At 71.1% G+C, this 19,448-nt stretch carries 13 protein-coding genes, 1 tRNA gene and 1 rRNA gene; 4 read left to right on the forward strand and 11 right to left on the reverse strand.

The window, feature by feature from the left end; all coding sequences use genetic code 11:
- The first annotated feature begins 14 nt into the window (after positions 1 to 14).
- Together ABZ128_RS21470 and ABZ128_RS21475 are read left to right on the forward strand one after the other, a co-directional pair.
- The gene (locus ABZ128_RS21470) at positions 15 to 818 is read left to right on the forward strand and encodes a DNA-formamidopyrimidine glycosylase family protein (protein WP_356850343.1); all 804 of its coding nucleotides are present in this window, start codon (positions 15 to 17) and stop codon (positions 816 to 818) included.
- Between the two features lie 36 nt (positions 819 to 854).
- Positions 855 to 1,625, forward strand: coding sequence for an SDR family NAD(P)-dependent oxidoreductase (locus ABZ128_RS21475; protein WP_356850345.1), 771 nt, complete (start codon positions 855 to 857; stop codon positions 1,623 to 1,625).
- On the opposite strand, the gene ABZ128_RS21480 is transcribed toward ABZ128_RS21475, so the two are convergent.
- From ABZ128_RS21480 to ABZ128_RS21520, 9 genes are all read right to left on the reverse strand, one after another.
- Positions 1,573 to 1,797, reverse strand: a complete 225-nt coding sequence (locus ABZ128_RS21480) for a hypothetical protein (RefSeq protein WP_356850371.1) — start codon at positions 1,795 to 1,797, stop codon at positions 1,573 to 1,575. The two genes, ABZ128_RS21475 and ABZ128_RS21480, sit on opposite strands and share 53 nt — an antisense overlap.
- A 225-nt stretch (positions 1,798 to 2,022) precedes the next feature.
- The gene (locus tag ABZ128_RS21485) at positions 2,023 to 2,403 is read right to left on the reverse strand and encodes a helix-turn-helix transcriptional regulator (protein ID WP_356850346.1); all 381 of its coding nucleotides are present in this window, start codon (positions 2,401 to 2,403) and stop codon (positions 2,023 to 2,025) included.
- A 109-nt stretch (positions 2,404 to 2,512) separates the two neighbouring features.
- Positions 2,513 to 3,013 carry a CinA family protein gene (locus tag ABZ128_RS21490; protein WP_356850373.1) on the reverse strand — a complete coding sequence of 167 codons (501 nt, stop codon included), beginning with the start codon at positions 3,011 to 3,013 and terminating at the stop codon, positions 2,513 to 2,515.
- A gap of 86 nt (positions 3,014 to 3,099) precedes the next feature.
- Positions 3,100 to 3,756: a CDP-diacylglycerol--glycerol-3-phosphate 3-phosphatidyltransferase gene (gene pgsA, locus ABZ128_RS21495; RefSeq protein ID WP_356850348.1), complete on the reverse strand. Its 657-nt coding sequence runs from the start codon at positions 3,754 to 3,756 to the stop codon at positions 3,100 to 3,102.
- A complete protein-coding gene (gene rimO / locus ABZ128_RS21500; protein WP_356850350.1) occupies positions 3,753 to 5,258 on the reverse strand; it encodes a 30S ribosomal protein S12 methylthiotransferase RimO in 1,506 nt (501 codons plus the stop codon). The genes pgsA and rimO overlap by 4 nt, the downstream gene beginning before the upstream one ends.
- A 147-nt stretch (positions 5,259 to 5,405) precedes the next feature.
- Positions 5,406 to 6,299 (reverse strand): RodZ domain-containing protein, encoded by an 894-nt coding sequence (locus ABZ128_RS21505; RefSeq protein ID WP_356850352.1) that lies wholly within the window; start codon positions 6,297 to 6,299, stop codon positions 5,406 to 5,408.
- A 206-nt stretch (positions 6,300 to 6,505) separates the two neighbouring features.
- Positions 6,506 to 9,289, reverse strand: coding sequence for a DNA translocase FtsK (locus ABZ128_RS21510; protein ID WP_356850353.1), 2,784 nt, complete (start codon positions 9,287 to 9,289; stop codon positions 6,506 to 6,508).
- 130 nt (positions 9,290 to 9,419) lie between these two features.
- Positions 9,420 to 10,097, reverse strand: coding sequence for a response regulator (locus tag ABZ128_RS21515; RefSeq protein WP_356850354.1), 678 nt, complete (start codon positions 10,095 to 10,097; stop codon positions 9,420 to 9,422).
- A gap of 274 nt (positions 10,098 to 10,371) precedes the next feature.
- Complete coding sequence (locus ABZ128_RS21520; RefSeq protein ID WP_356850356.1) at positions 10,372 to 15,918, reverse strand: HAMP domain-containing protein; 5,547 nt, start codon at positions 15,916 to 15,918, stop codon at positions 10,372 to 10,374.
- 228 nt (positions 15,919 to 16,146) lie between these two features.
- On the opposite strand from ABZ128_RS21520, the gene ABZ128_RS21525 reads away from it, so the two are divergent.
- Together ABZ128_RS21525 and ABZ128_RS21530 are read left to right on the forward strand one after the other, a co-directional pair.
- Positions 16,147 to 18,672, forward strand: coding sequence for a SpoIIE family protein phosphatase (locus ABZ128_RS21525; RefSeq protein ID WP_356850357.1), 2,526 nt, complete (start codon positions 16,147 to 16,149; stop codon positions 18,670 to 18,672).
- Between the two features lie 44 nt (positions 18,673 to 18,716).
- Entirely contained in the window at positions 18,717 to 19,226 is a 510-nt protein-coding gene (locus tag ABZ128_RS21530; protein WP_356850359.1) for a DinB family protein, read from the forward strand.
- 48 nt (positions 19,227 to 19,274) lie between these two features.
- Here ABZ128_RS21530 and ABZ128_RS21535 read toward each other — a convergent pair.
- Both ABZ128_RS21535 and rrf read right to left on the reverse strand, forming a co-directional pair.
- Positions 19,275 to 19,350, reverse strand: a tRNA-Thr gene (locus tag ABZ128_RS21535).
- 5 nt (positions 19,351 to 19,355) lie between these two features.
- Positions 19,356 to 19,448 (reverse strand): 5S ribosomal RNA (rrf, locus tag ABZ128_RS21540); the annotation flags it as partial.

Raw genomic sequence — 19,448 nt, forward strand, 5'->3', positions numbered from 1 at the left:
GCCACAATGGGGGCATGCCCGAAGGAGACAGCGTCTGGCGCGCGGCGGCCCGGCTGCACGCGGCCCTGGCCGGCCGGGAGATCACCCGCAGCGACCTGCGCACCCCCCGCCTGGCGACCGTCGACCTCACCGGCCGCACCACCCTCGACGTCACCCCCCGGGGCAAACACCTGCTCGCCCGGATCAGCGGAGACGGCGGCCTCACCCTCCACAGCCACCTGCGCATGGACGGTGCCTGGCACGTCTTCACCGCGGACGAGACCTGGCACGGCGGCCCTGCCTACGAGATCCGCGCCATCCTCGGCACCGCCGGCCACACCGCCGTCGGGTACCGCCTGCCCGTCCTCGAACTGCTGCGCACCGCGGACGAGGACCGCGTCGTGGGCCACCTCGGCCCCGACCTGCTCGGCCCGGACTGGGACGCCGCCAAGGCGGCGGCCAACCTGCTCGCCGCCCCCGAGCGCCCCCTGGGCGAAGCCCTCCTGGACCAGCGCAACCTGGCCGGCATCGGCAACGTGTACAAGGCCGAGCTCTGCTTCCTCGCCGGGGTCACCCCCTGGACACCGGTCGGCGGCCTCCCCGATCCGGACACCACGGCCGTCCGCCTGGCCACCGCCGCCCACCGCCTGCTGCGCGCGAACACCGGCGCCCGCGAGGCACGCAACACCACCGGGATCCGCCGCCGCGGCCAGGCACTGTTCGTCTACGGCCGCGCCCACCGGCCCTGCCTGCGCTGCGGCACCCCCGTCCGCCAGGCGCCCCAGGACGACCGCCCCACCTACTGGTGCCCCCGCTGCCAATCGGGCCCGACCCCCTAGTTGACGCCCCGTCAGATCCGGTCGTACGGTCCCGGCATGCCCACACCCAGAGCCCCGTACGACCTGACCGGCCGGACCGCCCTGATCACCGGCGCCGCGAGCGGCATAGGCCGGGCCACCGCCGTCCTCCTCGCCGAGGCCGGAGCCGCCGTGCACTGCGCGGACCTCGACGGCCCCGGCCTCGCGGAGACGGTCGGGCTCATCGCCGGGGCCGGCGGGCAGGCCGCCGCCCACCCCCTCGACGTGACCGACCGCGCCCAGGTCAGGGCCGCGGTGCAGGCCGCAGGCCCGCTCGACATCACCGCCGCCGTCGCCGGCGTCATGCACACCAGCAGCGTGCTGGAGACGGCCGACGAGGACCTCGACCGGATCCTGGACGTCAACTTCAAGGGAGTCCTGCGCACCTGCCAGGAGGCCGCCCGCTCCATGATCGCGGCCGGGCGCCCCGGCTCGATCATCACCATGGCCTCCGGCGCCGTGGACGCCGCCCAGCCCGGCCTGCTCTGCTACAGCGCCGCCAAGGCCGCCGTCGTCCAGCTCACCAAGACCCTGGCCACCGAAGCCGGCCCCCACGGCATCCGCGTCAACGCCGTCGCGCCCGGCTGGATCCGCACGCCCATGACCGCCCGCCACAGCCCCGAGGTCCAGGAGCAGACCGAGGCGATGATGGTCCGGATGTCCCCGCTGCGCCGGGTCGGCGAGCCCGAGGACATCGCGCAGGCCGTGCTCTACCTGGCCTCCGACGCCTCGTCCTTCATGACGGGCCAGATCCTGCGCCCGAACGGCGGAGTGGCGATGCCCTGGTAGCGGCCGTGCCGGCCGCCCGGCGGCGGTTCCTGCGCACCGGCTGGGGCGTGCAGTGCACCGGGAGCAGGCCCAGCCCCCAGCCGCCCACCGCCACCGCGCCCTCCACGGGCCCCGCCTCGGCCGGCGCCAGGGCGAGCCGCAGCACGGCCCACCACCACAGGACGCCGATCATCAGCACGAGGGCCAGAACCGGATGTATGCGCAATAACCGCCGCACGGCTGCCTCCCGGGGCCTGGGCGTGTCCTCCGGATCAGGCCCCGCCGCGATCCGGTCTCGACCCATCCTCCCGTACCCCCCGCGCCCCCGCACCCAGAACGGCCGGAGCCCCGGCCGGTGCTTCAGGCACCGGCCGGGGCTCCGACCACGCTCATCTCATGCACAGCTCGCGCACAAACCTCACGCGGCTACGACATTCACCGCTTCCGCAGGCGCCTTGATGGTCACCCGCTCCGGGCCGCCCGTGACGGAAGCCACGGAGACCGAATTGAGCATGGGCCGCACCGGCACCGTGACCGGTTCGCTTGCCGCGGACGACTGTGCCAGCTCGGCCAGCGACAGCTCGTCGCTGACTTCGCGCATCAGCTCGGACATCCGTACATCCAACGCGTCGCAGATCGCGGAGAGCAGCTCGGAGGACGCCTCCTTCTGCCCCCGCTCCACCTCGGAAAGATAGCCGAGCGAAACTCGGGCGGACGAGGAGACTTCGCGCAGAGTACGGCCCTGGCGCTGGCGCTGCCGACGCAGCACGTCACCCAGCAGGCGACGGAGCAGAATCATCGGTGGCTCCCTCCTCTGACCGTGTAGCCGCATCCTTCACGCCCCACCGTACCGCCTCGCGCCGCGGCCGTGCGGGGAGCGATGTCGTGTTCACTCAGGGCTGCAAACATCAAATCCCCCCGTTCTGTTCCGTATCCTGCCTCCGCACATTCTCGCGGAGTTCGCTCGAGAGCAGTTCGAGCACTGTCCGTGCACTCTCCCTACGGATTTCCTCCCGGGAGCCGTTCAACCTCAGCGGAACGCTTTTCCTGCCCCTCGGACCCGCCACGGCGACGAAAACGGTGCCCACCGGCTGCCCGTCCTGGGGCTCCGGCCCGGCCACACCGGTCGTCGCGATCCCCCACGACGCGCCCAGCACCCGCCGCACCCCGGCCGCCATCTCCTCCGCGACCTGGGCGTTCACCGCCCCTTCGGCCGCCAGGAGCCCGGCGTCCACCCCGAGGACGCGGTGCTTGAGCTCGGTCGCGTACGCGGTGACCGAACCGCGAAATGACCGAGAAGCACCGGCGACGGCGGTGATCTCCGCGGCCACCATCCCCCCGGTCAGCGATTCGGCCACGGCGAGGGTCTGGTCACTCTCCGCAAGCAATCGGAGCGTTTCCGCAGCGATCGCGGCGGCGCTGCCGGCTCCCGCGGTGGTTCCCCGGGCGCCATGATCCGCCCCACCGGCCACCGGAGATTCCCCCGCCGCGTATGTCACCTCGCGGCCCGCTCCGCGGCGAGGCCCCTGCGCCGCAGCACGACGGCCTGGCGGATGTAATCCAAACCGGTGACCACGGTCAGCACGACCGCGACCGCCATCACCCAGAAGCGCAGGGTCGCGAGCGGGCCGGTCAGCGCGAGCACGTACATGCCGACCGCCGTGCCCTGCGCCAGGGTCTTGAGCTTGCCTCCCCGGCTGGCCGGGATCACGCCGTACCGGATGACCCAGAAACGCAGCAGGGTGATCCCGAGTTCCCGCCCGAGGATCACGCCGGTCACCCACCAGGGCAGGTCGCCGAGCCAGGAGAGACAGATCAACGCCGACCCCATGATCGCCTTGTCGGCGATGGGGTCGGCGATCTTCCCGAAGTCCGTGACCAGGTTGTACGTCCGGGCCAGGTGCCCGTCGAAGATGTCCGTGATCATGGCGACGGCGAACGCGGCCCAGGCCAGCGCCCGCCAGACGGGGTCGTACCCGCCGTCGGCGAGGAGTAGGAGGACGAATCCCGGCACCAGGACCAGCCGGATCATCGTCAGGATGTTGGCGATGTTCCACAGGCTGGCCTGGTTGACCGCCGCAGCCCCGAGCTTCGCGCCGGGCACGGGCCGGCGGCCGGTCCCGCCCGCCGCAGATGCCGGGACTCCGGTCATCCGTGCGCCTCCTCAAGGTCCAGGGGTTCGGCCACCAGGTCCACGCCCAGCGTGCCGACCACCTTGGCCGTCACCATACGGCCCGGCACCAGCCCGGTGCTGTCCGTGAAGACGACCTGGCCGTCGGTCTCGGGCGCCTGGTGCGCGGCACGCCCGTAGGCACCGGTCTCGTCCTCGTCGTCCCCGCCCACCGGCTCGACGGTCTCGACGAGTACCTCCAGGGTCTCGCCGATCCGCTCTTCCGCACGCTGGGAGGTGAGCTCCTCGGCGAGGCGCTGCATGTGGGCGAGCCGCTCGGCGATGGTGTCCTCGTCGAGCTTGTTCTCGTACGTGACCGCCTCCGTGCCCTCCTCGTCGGAGTAGCCGAAGACGCCGATCGCGTCGAGCCGCGCGTGCGTGAGGAAACGCTCCAGCTCGGCGAAGTCGCCTTCCGTCTCGCCGGGGAAGCCGACGATGAAGTTGGAGCGGACACCGGCCTGCGGGGCCTTGCCGCGGATGGTGTCGAGGAGCTCCAGGAACCGGTCGGTGTCACCGAAGCGGCGCATGGCGCGCAGCACGTCGGGGGCCGAGTGCTGGAAGGACAGGTCGAAGTAGGGCACGACCTTGGGGGTCGAGGTCAGCACGTCGATCAGGCCGGGGCGCATCTCGGCCGGCTGGAGGTAGCTGACGCGGACGCGCTCGATTCCGTCGACCGCGGCCAGCTCCGGCAGCAGGGTCTCCAGCAGGCGGATGTCGCCGAGGTCCTTGCCGTACGAGGTGTTGTTCTCGGAGACCAGCATGACCTCCTTGACGCCCTGCTCGGCGAGCCAGCGGGTCTCGCCCAGCACATCGCTCGGGCGGCGGGAGATGAAGGAGCCGCGGAAGGACGGGATGGCGCAGAAGGAGCAGCGCCGGTCGCAGCCGGACGCGAGCTTGACCGAGGCGACGGGGCTGGTGTCCAGCCGGCGGCGCAGGGGCGCGCGCGGACCGGAGGCGGGCGCAACGCCCGTCGGCAGATCGGTCAGGTCGGCAGCGGCCGGCTCCTCGGCGGGCGCCTGGGCGTGGCCGGGCAGGGCCACCTCGGCGGACTGGCGCTCGGCCGGGCTGATCGGCAGGAGCTTGCGCCGGTCGCGCGGAGTGTGGGCCTCCACGCTGCCGCCGCTGAGGATGGTCTGGAGGCGGTTGGAGATGTCGGCGTAGTCGTCGAAGCCGAGCACGCCGTCGGCCTCGGGGAGCGCTTCGGCGAGTTCCTTGCCGTAGCGCTCGGCCATGCAGCCGACGGCGACGACCGCCTGGGTCTTGCCGTGATCCTTGAGATCGTTGGCTTCCAGGAGGGCGTCTACGGAGTCCTTCTTGGCGGCTTCGACGAAGCCGCAGGTGTTGACGACGGCTACGTCCGCATCGGCGGCGTCCTCGACGAGCTCCCAGCCATCCGCCGCCAAGCGGCCTGCGAGCTCCTCCGAGTCCACCTCGTTACGGGCGCAGCCAAGAGTGACAAGGGCGACGGTACGGCGTTCGGGCATGGACTCAAGACTACTTTGTCCGAACGCCGACCCCCGCCCCAAGTCCCGGTAAACCAAGATCCCCGGGCTGCGGCGCAGCACCCCGGGGATCCGGAATTGCGTATTCAGTGCAGTTCAGCGCGGTTCGGCCCGTTCGGGACGGGTGGTTCAGCCTGCTTGGGCCGACCCCTGGCGGGGGTCGTCCTTGGTGTAGGTGAGGCGTTCCACCTGGCCCGGCTGGAAGTCGTCCTTGATCTCCTTGCCGTTCACGAAGAGCTTCACGACCCCGGCGTCTCCGAGGACGAGGTCGATGGACTCCTTGTCCGTGAAGGTCTTGGACTCGCCCACGGCCAGCGTCCCGTCGAACAGCAGCCGGCCGCTGTGGTCCTTCGCCGAGACCCAGCTGTCGCCGTCGTCGGCCGTCAGGACCACCGTGACGAGGTCCTTGGGCGCGGCGGCGATGGCGCTGTCCGAGGGCTCCGGCTTGGCCGGCTTGGGTGCCTGCGGGGGCTGGACCGGCTTTCCGGCGGACTGCTTCGGCGCGGCCTGCGGCGGGGCGGAACCTTCCGCCACGGGCCGCTTGCCGTGGTCGTCACCACCGCCGAAGGCCGTGAAGCCGACGAAGCCGATCACGGCGACGATGGCGGCGACCATGGCCGCGGTCCAGTTGGGCCGCTGCCGTTCGGGACGGATCCGCTCGGCGTCGAACATCGGAGCGGCGGGCGTGGGCGCCGGCCGGCCGCCGTGGGCCGCGTCGTACGCCTCGACCAGCGGGACCGGATCGAGGTGGACGGCGCGGGCGAGCGTACGGATGTGACCGCGGGCGTAGACGTCGCCGCCGCACCGCGTGAAATCGTCAGCTTCGATCGCGTGCACGATCGGGATGCGCACGCGCGTGGTGGAACTGACCTCGTCGACAGTGAGCCCGGCGGCGATCCGGGCCGTCTTCAGGACCGTCCCGATGGACGGCCCTTCGGCAGGACGTTCGACGGGCTGCTCCTCGGACCGGATGTCGGTCGAAGGCTGCTCATCTTCGGGGGAGTTGGATTTGCCGATGGACACGAGGGCGCCTTTCGAGCGTGTAGCCACCTGCTGGATGTCCAGTCTAGGGGGGTGACGAAAGGGTGGAGCAACCGGAGGGTGGACTTCCCTACGCCATCCGAATGGCGTCGGGCGTCCGGGGCCTTGCGGCGGCCCGTCGCCGCGCGCCGAGCCGCCATCCCCTCAACTGGACGCAGACCCAAGGGAAACGGTTGCCCGCCGATCCCTTACGGGTGAGCCTCCCCCCGGATGACGGCGAGAACCCCGTCCAGCTCGTCGGCCTTCACCAGGACGTCGCGCGCCTTGGACCCCTCGCTCGGGCCGACGACCCCGCGCGACTCCATGAGGTCCATGAGCCGGCCGGCCTTGGCGAAGCCCACGCGGAGCTTGCGCTGGAGCATGGAAGTCGACCCGAACTGCGTGGAGACCACGAGCTCCGCCGCCTGGCACAGCAGGTCCAGGTCGTCGCCGATCTCCTCGTCGATCTCCTTCTTCTGCTTCTGCCCGACCGTGACGTCGTCCCGGAAGACGGGCGCCATCTGGTCCTTGCAGTGCTGGACGATCCCGCTGATCTCGTCCTCGGTGACGAAGGCGCCCTGGAGGCGGACCGGCTTGTTCGCACCCATCGGCAGGAACAGCCCGTCGCCCTTGCCGATGAGCTTCTCCGCTCCCGGCTGGTCGAGGATGACCCGGCTGTCGGCGAGCGAGGAGGTGGCGAACGCGAGCCGCGAGGGCACGTTCGCCTTGATCAGGCCGGTGACCACGTCCACCGAGGGCCGCTGGGTGGCCAGCACCAGGTGGATGCCGGCCGCGCGGGCCAGCTGCGTGATCCGGACGATCGAGTCCTCCACGTCCCGCGGGGCCACCATCATCAGGTCGGCGAGCTCGTCGACGATCACCAGCAGGTACGGGTAGGGGCTGAGCTCGCGCTCGCTGCCCGGCGGCAGTTTGACCTTGCCGTCCCGGATGGCCTGGTTGAAGTCGTCGATGTGCCGGAAGCCGAAGGCGGCCAGGTCGTCGTAGCGCAGGTCCATCTCGCGCACGACCCACTGGAGCGCCTCCGCGGCCCGCTTCGGGTTGGTGATGATCGGCGTGATCAGGTGCGGGATGCCCTCGTACGCGGTCAGCTCGACGCGCTTGGGGTCCACCAGCACCATCCGGACGTCCTCCGGGGTGGCCCGGACCATGATCGAGGTGATCAGGCAGTTGATGCAGGAGGACTTTCCGGAACCGGTGGCGCCGGCGACCAGCACGTGCGGCATCTTGGCGAGGTTGGCCATGACGTAGCCGCCCTCGACGTCCTTGCCGAGCGCGACGAGCATCGGGTGGTCGTCCTCGGCGGCGTCCGCGAGGCGCAGCACGTCGCCCAGGTTGACCATCTCGCGGTCGGTGTTCTGGATCTCGATGCCCACGGCCGACTTGCCCGGGATCGGGCTGATGATCCGCACGTCCGGCGAGGCGACGGCATAGGCGATGTTCTTCGCCAGCGCCGTGATCCGCTCGACCTTCACCGCGGGGCCGAGCTCCACCTCGTAGCGGGTGACCGTCGGGCCCCGGGTGAAGCCGGTGACCCTCGCGTCGACCTTGAACTCGGTGAAGACGTTCGTCAGCGAGGCGACGACCGCGTCATTGGCGGCGCTGCGGGTCTTGCCCGGCCCGCCGCGCTCCAGCAGGTCGAGGGAGGGCAGGGCGTACGTGATGTCCCCGCGCAGCTGGAGCTGCTCGGCGCGCGGCGGCAGGGCCTGGGTCTCGGGCGGGGCCTTGGTGAGGTCCGGCACCGACAGCGTCCCGGAGGCCGCGGCCGTGGTGTCGTGCGGCGCCTCGGCCGGTGCCGGTACGGCCGTACGGGGCTGCGCCGCGGCCTCCTCGGGCTGCTCCTCCCGGGCGGCGGGCACGGGAGCGGTGGGCCGGCCGCCCTTCCGCTCGGAGCCGATGCCCTGGGTGAGGTCGGCGACCAGCGGGGAGGGCGGCATCCCGCCGAGCACCACGCCGTCCAGCGCCGCGGCGGCGGCCGCGGCCACGTCGACGGCGTCCATCTCGCGGCCCGGGGCCGGCCGGCCCGGGGCCCGGCGCGGGCGGCGGCGCCGGGCGAGGGCCTCCTCCTCGGCGGTGTCGACGGGGTCCCCGTCGGCGGCGGCCCCGGTGCGCGCCCGCCACTGCTCGGGGTCGTGCCGGCCCGGCCGGCCGGCGGCGCCCGCCTCCCCGAGGTCGTCGTACTCGTTCGGCGCGATGATCCCGAGCCGGATGCCGAGCCGCCGCAGCCGCTGCGGGATCGCGTTGACGGGGGTCGCCGTGACCACCAGCAGGCCGAAGACCGTCAGCAGCACCAGCATGGGCACGGCGAGCGGGGCCCCCATGGTGAAGATCAGCGGCTTCGAGGCGCCCCAGCCGATCAGCCCGCCCGCGTTCTGCATGGCGGTGGTGCCCTCGTCGCGGCCGGGCGCCCCGCAGGCGATGTGGACCAGGCCGAGGACGCCGATGACGAGGGCGGACAGGCCGATGCCGATCCGGCCGTTGGCGTCGGCCTGTTCCGGATGGCGGATGAACCGCACCGCCATGACCCCGAGCAGGATCGGCACGAGCAGGTCCAGCCTCCCGAAGGCCCCGGTGACCAGCATGGTCACCAGTTCCCCGACGGGACCGCTCAGATTCGACCAGGTCCCGGCGGCGACGATCAGCGCCAGCGCGAGCAGTAGCAGCGCGACACCGTCCTTGCGGTGCGCGGGGTCGAGGTTCCTGGCGCCCTGGCCGATCCCCCGGAAGACGGCGCCCACCGCGTGCGCGCAGCCCAGCCACAGGGCGCGCACCAGCCGCACCACGCCCCCCGTCGGGGACGGCGCGGGCTTGGCCGCGGCCTTCTTGGCGGGTGCGCGCCGGCCCGCCGCGGCCTTCTTCGGGGCAGGACCCCGCGCCGGGGCCGCCTTCTTCGCCGGGGCCGTCGTCCGGCCGGTGCGGCCCTTCGCGGTGCCCGCGCTGCTCTGGGAACCCTTGCCGGACGTACGTGAGGCCATGGGCCCGAGGTTACCGGTGCGCACGCCGGTGGACACGCGTGCCCACCCCTTCACCCGTTCGTGTCGCCCGTCACGCGCGTCCTTTGACGCACCGACAGACCTGACGGGGCGCCAGGCGGCCGGGGAGCGCTCAGCTCTGCGCGGGCAGCGCCGGCGCTCCGCCGCCGGTACCGGGCTCCAGCGCGTCGAGCGCCCGCCGCAGTCCGGTGAGCTTGCGCTCCAGATGGGCCGCGGTCGCCACGACCCCCGGGTCGGCCGATTCCTCGCCGAGCTGCTTGGTCAGCGCCTCGGCCTGCTCCTCGACCGCCGCGAGCCGTGCGGAGAGCTCCGCCAGCAGGCCGGCCGTCTCCTTGCTGCCGTCGCCCTCGGCGCCGCCCTCCAGTTGGAGGCGCAGCAGCGCCGCCTGCTCGCGCAGCTGGCAGTTCTTCGTGTACAGCTCCACGAACACCGAGACCTTCGCCCGCAGCACCCACGGGTCGAAGGGCTTGGAGATGTAGTCCACCGCGCCCGCCGCGTACCCGCGGAAGGTGTGGTGCGGACCGTGGTTGATCGCGGTGAGGAAGATGATCGGGATGTCCCGGGTCCGCTCGCGCCGCTTGATGTGCGCGGCCGTTTCGAATCCATCCATTCCCGGCATCTGCACATCCAGCAGGATGACCGCGAAATCGTCCGTCAGCAGCGCCTTGAGCGCTTCCTCCCCCGACGACGCCCGGACCAGTGTCTGATCGAGCGCGGAGAGGATGGCCTCCAGCGCCAGCAGATTCTCCGGCCGGTCGTCGACCAGGAGGATCTTGGCCTTCTGCACCATGCCCTGTCCTCCTCGCCCCGGCATGGGGCCTCCCCGGCTCCTGGCACCGGCCTGTGTGCCGGGCCCCGCCCCAGAGGACGGCTTCCTTGCGCCGTCCGTCCTTGTGCCGGTCATCGTAGCCCCAGTCCCGAGATCGCCACACCCTGTCACCAGGATGTCACTGTGCACGAAGCAGAAACGGTGTGGGGGAGCAGAAGGTTCCCCGTTTACCGGCCTCCCACACCGCTCCCGCCACAGTCAGTCAGCAATTGGTACCGTTCCGTTCTGCATCCGATCACTTCCCGCGCATCCACTGTTCCATCACCGACAGCAGGTAGTCCGGGTCGACCGGCTTGGTGACGTAGTCGGACGCCCCGGAATCGATGGCCTTCTCCCGGTCGCCCTTCATCGCCTTCGCCGTCAGCGCGATGATCGGCAGCCCCGCGAACTGCGGCATCCGCCGGATCGCCGAGGTCGTCGCGTACCCGTCCATCTCCGGCATCATGATGTCCATCAGCACCACCGTCACGTCGTCGTGCTGCTCCAGGACCTCGATGCCCTCGCGCCCGTTCTCCGCGTACAGCACCGCCAGCCCGTGCTGCTCCAGCACGCTGGTCAGCGCGAACACGTTGCGGACGTCGTCGTCGACGATGAGCACCTTCTCACCGTGGAAGTCGTACGTCCGGGGCGCCACCGGCAGTTCCTCCTCCACGGCGCCCCAGCCGTCCTCGGCTCCCTGGACGTTCGGCTGCCCCGGCACCGCCGTACGGGGCTCCAGGTCGCTCAGCGCCTTGCGCCGCCGCCGGAACAGCGCCGCACCGCCCTGTCCCGCGCTCGTCCGTCCCTGTCCGGCCGGCTCGGCCGCCGGCAGCGCCGGCCGGGCAGGCTGCGCGTGGACGGGCGCCGAGGGGGCGGGCGCCGCCTGGCTCACCGGCAGCGCGGAACGCGCCCCGTCGAGCGGCCTGCGGTGGACCTCGGCCCTGCCACCGCCGGGCGTCGGCGGCGCGTACCCCTGCGGCGGCAGCTCCGTCGGGTGCAACGGCAGGTACAGCGTGAAGGTGGAGCCGCGGCCGGGCTCGCTCGCCGCGTGGATCTCCCCGCCGAGCAGCCGCGCGATCTCCCGGCTGATGGACAGCCCGAGGCCCGTACCGCCGTACTTGCGGCTCGTGGTGCCGTCCGCCTGCTTGAACGCCTCGAAGATCACCAGCATCTTGCTCGCCGCGATCCCGATCCCGGTGTCCGTCACCGAGAAGGCGATCAGGTCCGCATCGGCCTCCGTCACCGAGCCCGCCTCCAGCAGCTGCTCCCGGATCGCCGTCGGCACGTCCGTACCGGCCGGCCGGATGACCAGCTCCACCGCCCCGGTGTCGGTGAACTTCACCGCGTTGGACAACAGGTTGCGCAGCACCTGCAACAGCCGCTGCTCGTCGGTGTGCAGCGTGGCGGGCAGCTCCGGGGAGACCCGCACCGAGAAGTCCAGGCCCTTCTCCGCGGTCAGCGGCCGGAAGGTGGCCTCCACGTAGTCCACGAGCTGGACCAGCGCGATCCGCGTGGGCGAGACGTCCATCTTCCCCGCCTCGACCTTCGACAGGTCGAGGATGTCGTTGATCAGCTGGAGCAGGTCCGAACCCGCGCCGTGGATGGTCTCCGCGAACTCCACCTGCTTCGGCGACAGGTTCCCGTCCGCGTTGTCGGCGAGCAGCTTCGCCAGGATGAGCAGGGAGTTGAGCGGGGTCCGCAGCTCGTGCGACATGTTCGCCAGGAACTCGGACTTGTAGCGCATGGAGACCGCGAGCTGCTCGGCCCGCTCCTCCAGGACCTGCCGCGCCTCCTCGATCTCGGTGTTCTTGACCTCGATGTCCCGGTTCTGCTGCGCCAGCAGCTCCGCCTTCTCCTCCAGCTCCGCATTGGCGGCCTGGAGGGCCTTCTGACGGTTCTCCAGCTCGTCGGAGCGCTCGCGCAGCTGCTCGGTCATCTCCTGCGACTGCTTGAGCAGCATCTCCGTCTTGGAGTTGACGCTGATGGTGTTGACGCTCGTACCGATCATCTCGGCGATCTGGCTGAGGAAGTCCTTCTGGATCTGCGTGAACGGAGTGAAGGACGCCAGCTCGATGACGCCCAGCAGCTTCCCCTCGAACAGCACCGGCAGCACGATCACGTGCGCGGGCGGCGCCTCGCCGAGGCCCGAGGAGATCTTCAGATAGCCGGGCGGGGTGTTCTCGACGAGGATCGTCCGCTTCTCCTCGGCGACGGTCCCGATCAGCCCCTCCCCCGGCCGGAAGGAGGTCGGCATCTGACCGCCCGCGTACGCGTAGCTCCCGCGCATCCGCAGCTCGTACGAGCCGTCGGCGCCGCCGTCCGTCCCGATCTCGGTGGTCCCGCCCGTGGGCAGCGCCAGGAAGAACGCCCCGTGCTGCGCCGACACCACCGGGGTGAGCTCGCTCATGATCAACGAGGCCACGTCGTCGAGCTCGCGCCGTCCCTGCATCAGGGCCGAGATCCGGGCGAGGTTGCCCTTGAGCCAGTCCTGCTCCTTGTTGGCCAAGGTGGTGTCGCGGAGGTTCGCGATCATCGTGTTGATGTTGTCCTGGAGGACCTGGATCTCGCCCGACGCGTCCACGTCGATCTTCAGGTTGAGGTCGCCGCGGGTCACCGCGGTGGCCACGGCCGCGATCGCGCGCACCTGCCGCGTCAGGTTCCCGGCCATCTCGTTCACGGACTCGGTCAGGTCCCGCCAGGTCCCGTCCACGTCCCGCACCCGGGCCTGGCCGCCGAGGATGCCCTCGGTGCCCACCTCGCGCGCCACCCGCGTCACCTGGTCGGCGAACGAGGACAGCTGGTCGACCATCGTGTTGATCGTGGTCTTGAGCTCCAGGATCTCGCCGCGCGCGTCGATGTCGATCTTCTTGGTCATGTCGCCCTTGGCGATGGCGGTCGTGACCATGGCGATCTGCCGCACCTGGCCGGTGAGGTTCGAGGCCATGAAGTTCACCGAATCGGTGAGGTCCTTCCACGTACCCGACACACCCGGCACGTGCGCCTGACCGCCGAGGCGGCCCTCCGTACCCACCTCGCGGGCCACGCGCGTGACCTCGTCCGCGAACGACGACAGGGTGTTCACCATCGTGTTGACCGTGTCGGCGAGCTGCGCGACCTCGCCGCGCGCCTCGACCGTCACCTTCTTGGTCAGGTCGCCGTTGGCGACCGCCGCCGAGACCTGGGCGATCCCGCGCACCTGGGCCGTCAGGTTGCCGGCCATCGTGTTGACGTTGTCGCTGAGGTCCTTCCAGATGCCGGTCACCCCGCGCACCCGGGCCTGACCGCCGAGGATGCCCTCGGTGCCCACCTCGCGCGCCACCCGGGTCACCTGCTCCGCGAACGACGACAGCTGGTCGACCATCGTGTTCACCGTCGTGACCAGTTCGAGGATCTCGCCCTTGGCGTCGACGGTGATCTTCTTCGACAGGTCGCCCATGGCGACGGCCGTCGTGACCTCCGCGATGTTGCGCACCTGGGAGGTCAGGTTGTTCGCCATGAAGTTGACCGACTGGGTGAGGTCCTTCCAGGTGCCGGAGACACCCTTGACCTCCGCCTGACCGCCGAGGATGCCCTCGGTGCCCACCTCCCGGGCCACCCGGGTCACCTGCTCCGCGAAGTTCGAGAGCTGGTCGACCATGGTGTTCAGGGTGTTCTTCAGCTCCAGGATCTCGCCGCGCGCGTCCACGTCGATCTTCTGGGACAGGTCGCCGCGGGCCACCGCCGTCGCCACCTGCGCGATGTTGCGCACCTGCGAGGTCAGGTTCCCGGCCATGCCGTTCACCGAGTCGGTCAGGTCGCGCCAGACGCCGGCCACGCCGGGCACCTGCGCCTGACCGCCGAGGCGGCCCTCCGTACCCACGTCCCGGGCCACCCGGGTCACCTGCTCGGCGAACGCCGACAGCTGGTCCACCATCGTGTTGATGGTGTTCTTCAGCTCCAGGATCTCGCCGCGCGCGTCCACGTCGATCTTCTGCGAGAGGTCACCGCGCGCCACCGCCGTGGTGACCTGGGCGATCTGCCGCACCTGCGAGGTCAGGTTCCCGGCCATGAAGTTGACCGAGTCGGTCAGCTCCTTCCACGTGCCGGACACCCCCTCGACCCGCGCCTGACCGCCGAGACGGCCCTCCGTACCCACGTCCCGCGCCATCCGCGTCACCTGGTCGGCGAACGAGGACAGCTGGTCCACCATCGTGTTCACGGTGTTCTTCAGCTGGAGCATCTCGCCGGAGACGTCCACGGTGACCTTCTGCGACAGGTCGCCGTTCGCCACCGCCGTCGTGACCTGCGCGATATTGCGGACCTGCCCGGTGAGGTTGCGGAAGGCGGTGTTCACCGAATCGGTGAGGTCCTTCCACGTACCCGCCGCACCCGGCACCTGCGCCTGACCGCCCAGCTCGCCCTCGACGCCGACCTCACGGGCCACCCGCGTCACTTCCGCACCGAACGACTGGAGCTGGTCCACCATCGTGTTGACGGTGTTCTTCAGCTCCAGCATCTCGCCGGCCACGTCGACCGTAACCTTCTGCGACAGGTCGCCGTTCGCGACGGCCGTCGTCACCTGGGCGATGTCCCGCACCTGAGTGGTCAGATTGCGGAAGACCGTGTTCACCGAATCGGTGAGGTCCTTCCACGTACCCGCCGCACCCGGCACCTGCGCCTGACCGCCGAGCAGGCCCTTCGCGCCGACCTCGCTGGCCACCCGCGTGACCTCGTCCGCGAAGGTCCGCAGGGTCTCCGTCATCTGGTTGATGGTCTCGGCCAGCTGCGCCACCTCGCCGCGCGCGCTGACCCGTACCTTCTGCGACAGGTCGCCGTTCGCGACGGCCGTGGTGACCTGCGCGATCCCGCGCACCTGGGCGGTCAGGTTGCCCGCCATCGTGTTGACGGAGTCGGTCAGGTCCTTCCACACCCCCGCGACCCCGGGCACCTTCGCCTGGCCGCCGAGCTCACCCTCCGTACCCACCTCGCGGGCGACCCGCGTCACCTCCGAGGAGAACGACGACAGCTGGTCCACCATCGTGTTCACGGTGTTCTTCAGCTGGAGCATCTCGCCGGCCACGTGCACCGTGACCTTGCGGGACAGATCGCCCTTCGCCACCGCCGTCGTGACGAGAGCGATGTCACGCACCTGCGCGGTGAGCCGGTACGCCATCGTGTTGACGGAGTCGGTCAGGTCCTTCCAGGAACCCGACATGCCGCGCACCTGGGCCTGCCCGCCGAGCTTGCCCTCGGTACCCACCTCCAGCGCGACCCGCGTCACCTCGTCGGTGAACGCGGACAGCTGGTCGACCAGGTTGTTGACCGTACGCCCGACCTTCAGGAACTCCCCGCGCAGCGGATGCCCGGCCCCGTCCGCCGTCTGCGTCCGCAGGTCCATCCGCTGGTCCAGATCGCCCTCGGCCACCGCCGACAGCACCCGGCCCACCTCGGACACCGGCCGGGCCAGATCGTCCACCAACTGGTTCGAGGCATCGATCGCGGCCGCCCAGGAGCCCTCGCAGGCGCCTGTTTCCAGCCGTTCGCTGAGCTTGCCCTCCCGTCCCACCATGCGGCGGACCCGGGACAGCTCTCCGGTCAGGTGCAGGTTGCGGTCGGCGACCTCGTTGTAGACGGCGGCGATCTCCGCCATCACGCCCTCGCCGGACACCGTCAGCCGCTTGCGGAAATTACCGTCCCGCATCGACACCAGGGCCGTGAGCAGCCGGTTCAGGGCGGCGGTATCGACTTCCGTCGTGCCGTTCCGACGGGACCGCCCGCCCTTCGGGCGCGTTCCCGTACGTCGCACCGCTGCGCCAGACTCCACCGTGTCCCTCCCGAAAGGGTCGACCACTGTTCCACCGAGACCCGGCGAGTCAAACGCCCGGCTGTTCCATCCTGCCCAGTGTTTCACCCTGGCCGAACCCGGCCATAACACTTCGGCACCATCGCACACCGGCCGCACCCTGCGGGTGGAATCCCCGACGACGGCACCAAGCCGACCGCGAAGGTAAGTAACCTGGCATCCGATGTCCAACCGCGTCGAAGGAGACTCGTGATCACGGCTCGGGCGGCTGCCAGCTTCGATCCTCTCGGGCGCTCGGTCGCCGCCGCCCGTACGTTCGTCCGCGACACCTTGCAGGGCTGGGGCTTCGCGGACATCGTCGACGACGCCGTCGTCCTGACCAGCGAGCTCGTCACCAACGCCGTGGTGCACGCCGGAACCAAGGCCGAGGTCCTGTGCCTGCGCACCGAGGACGGCGTACGCGTCGAGATCGCCGACCGGTACCCGGAGCGCGAGCTGCCGCTGCAGCACCCCGGGGAGCGCCCGTACGCCGACCCCGACCGCGAGAACGGCCGCGGGCTGATGCTCTGCGCCGCCCTCGCCACCCGCTGGGGCGTCGAGTACACCGCGACCCACAAACACGTGTGGTTCCGCCTGGACCTCCCGGACCGGCCGGTCGGTACCCGCTCCGCCGGACCCGTCGTCCCGGACCGGCTGCTCCCCCTCACCGACAGCCGGGTCCGCGTCGCCGTCATCCAGATCGACGCCTCCGACCGCATCTCCGCCTGGAACGAGGACGCCGAGCACATCTTCGGCTACCCCGCCGGGAAGGCCCTCGGCCGGCCCCTCGCGGAACTCGCCGCCTGGCCCCAGACCCCCGGCACCGGAACCGGCATCGCCGAGGCCCTGCGCCTGTCCCGCTGGGAGGGCAGCTACGGCATCCGCGGCGCGGACGGCCGCGTGATCCCCGTCTACGCCTCCCACCTGCGGGTCCGCGATGCCCACGGGGAACCCTCCATCGTCTGCCTGCTGGTCCACGACGACGAGCGCGCGCTGCTCCAGAGCCCCGTACGGGTCCCCGCCGCGGACGGCAGCCAGCTCACCGAGCCCCGCCCCACGGACCCCTTCGAGGTCTTCATCGGCTCCCCCGCCCCCGACGACCTCGACGGCCTGCTCCAGCGCACCGTCGAACGCGCCCGCGACATGCTGGACGCCGATTCCGCGTTCCTGCTGCTCGCCACCGACGACGAGACGGAGCTGGAGGTCCGGGCCACCACCGGCCTGCCCTCCACGCGCCAGCGCTTCGCCCGCGTCCCCGTCGAGGCCGGCACCAACCGGTACGGCTCCGCCCGGATGCCCGCCGTCCACGACGACCTGGTGGCGGTCCCCGGAGCCGTCCCGCTCCTGGAGTCCACCGGCATGCGCTCGGTGGTCACCGTCCCGCTCAAGGTCGAAGGCCGGCTCACCGGCTCCCTCGGCGTCGCCGCCGAGGTCCCCGGCCGCTACTCCAACGAAGAGGCCCTCCGCCTCCAGTTCGCCGCCGACCGCATCGCCCTCGCCGTCGAGTCCGCCCGGCTCGGCGAGCTGGAACGCCTGCGCCGCGGCTCGCTCTCCTTCCTCGTCGAGGCCTCCGACCTGCTGGCCGGCACCCTGGACCGGGACCAGACGCTGGCCCTGATGGCCCAGATGACCGTGCCGACCCTCGCCACCTGGTGCGCCGTCTACACGATCGCCGACCAGTCCTCCGAGCCCTACCTCTCCTACGTCCTGCACGAGGACGAGGAACGCATCGACGGTCTGAAGGCCCTGCTCTCCCGGATCAGCCCGCCGGAATCGGTCCGCGAGGCCGGCGCCCGCAACTGGCCCGCAACCGCCCAGGCCGTCGGCGGCGAGACCGTGGTCCTCCCGCTGCTGGCCCGCAACCGCGTGATCGGCATGCTCACGCTCGGGAAACCGTCCGAGGAGCACTTCCGCCAGGAGATCCTGGAGCTCGCCGAGGACCTTTCCCGCCGGGCCGCCCTCGCCCTGGACAACGCCCGCCTCTATTCCGAGCGCACCGCCATCAGCCGTTCCCTCCAGCGCAGCCTGCTCCCGCCGGGCTCGCCGGCGATCCCCGGCATGGAGGTCGAGGTCATCTACCGCGCGGCCGGCGAGGGCAACGAGGTCGGCGGCGACTTCTACGACGTCTTCCCGATCCGCGACGGCGCGTACGGCTTCGCCATCGGCGACGTCTGCGGTACGGGCCCCGAGGCGGCCGCCGTCACCGGCCTCGCCCGACATGCCCTGCGCCTGCTGGCCCGCGAGGGCCTCGGCGGCCCGGCGGTCCTGGAACGCCTCAACGCGGCCATCCTCGACGAGGGAGCCCGCAGCCGCTTCCTCACCCTCCTCTACGGTGAGCTCCACCCGCAGCCGGACGGCGGCGCCCTGATGAAGGTGGTCTGCGCTGGCCACCCCCTCCCGCTCCGCCTGCGCCCGGACGGCGAGGTCACCGCTGCCGCGGAGCCGCAGCCGCTGCTCGGCGTGATCGACGAGCTCGACCTCTACGAGCAGACCGTCACCCTGGAACCGGGCGACGTGCTGCTCTGCGTCACCGACGGCGTGACGGAACGCCGCGAGGGCACCCGCATGCTCGGCGACGACGGCCTCGCCGAGGTCCTCACCACCTGCACGGGCCTCACCGCGGGCGCCGTCGCCTCCCGCGTCCTGCGGGCGGTGGAGCGGTTCGCCGCCGAACCCGCCTCCGACGACATGGCCATCCTGGCCTTCCGCGTACCGGAGCAGCGCCACGGCGACTGAATTCGGGTGCGGTCCCGGAGGGGCGGGCACTAGGGTCTGCGACCATGCCTCTTCCTCGAACACGCCCTGATTTCACCGCGGACGAACGCACCCAGCTCGTGGGCTGGCTCGACTTGCAGCGCTCGATCATCCAGTGGAAATGCGAGGGGATCTCCGAAGCGGACGCCCACCGCCCGGTGCTGCCCGGCTCCCCGCTGATGACGGTCGCGGGCATCGTCTCCCATATGCGCTGGACCGAGCAGTGCTGGTTCGAGGTGCTCTTCCTCGACCATCCGGCGACGGGACCCCAGTTCGTGGGCGAAGAAGACGCCGACTTCATGGTGGAGGGCATACCGCTGACCCGGCTGCTCCAGGAGTACGACCGCCAGTGCGCCGCCTCCAACGCGATCATCGCCGCCCATGACCTGGATGAAGTCGGCCGCAACCGCGACTTCAAGTCCGGTGCCGCCTCGCTGCGCTGGATGCTGATCCACATGATCGAGGAGACGGCCCGCCACGCCGGCCACCTCGACACCATCCGCGAACTCCTGGACGGCGAGACCGGCTACTACTAGCCCGGAAACGCAAGAAGGCCCCCGCCTGACGGCGGGGGCCTTCTTTGATGGAGCCCTTTAACGGAATCGAACCGTTGACCTTCTCCTTACCATGGAGACGCTCTACCGACTGAGCTAAAAGGGCGGGTTGTTCGGCGGCGTCCTACTCTCCCACAGGGTCCCCCCTGCAGTACCATCGGCGCTGAAAGGCTTAGCTTCCGGGTTCGGAATGTAACCGGGCGT

The sequence above is a fragment of the Streptomyces sp. NPDC006326 genome, from assembly GCF_040612915.1.
Classification (GTDB): domain Bacteria; phylum Actinomycetota; class Actinomycetes; order Streptomycetales; family Streptomycetaceae; genus Streptomyces.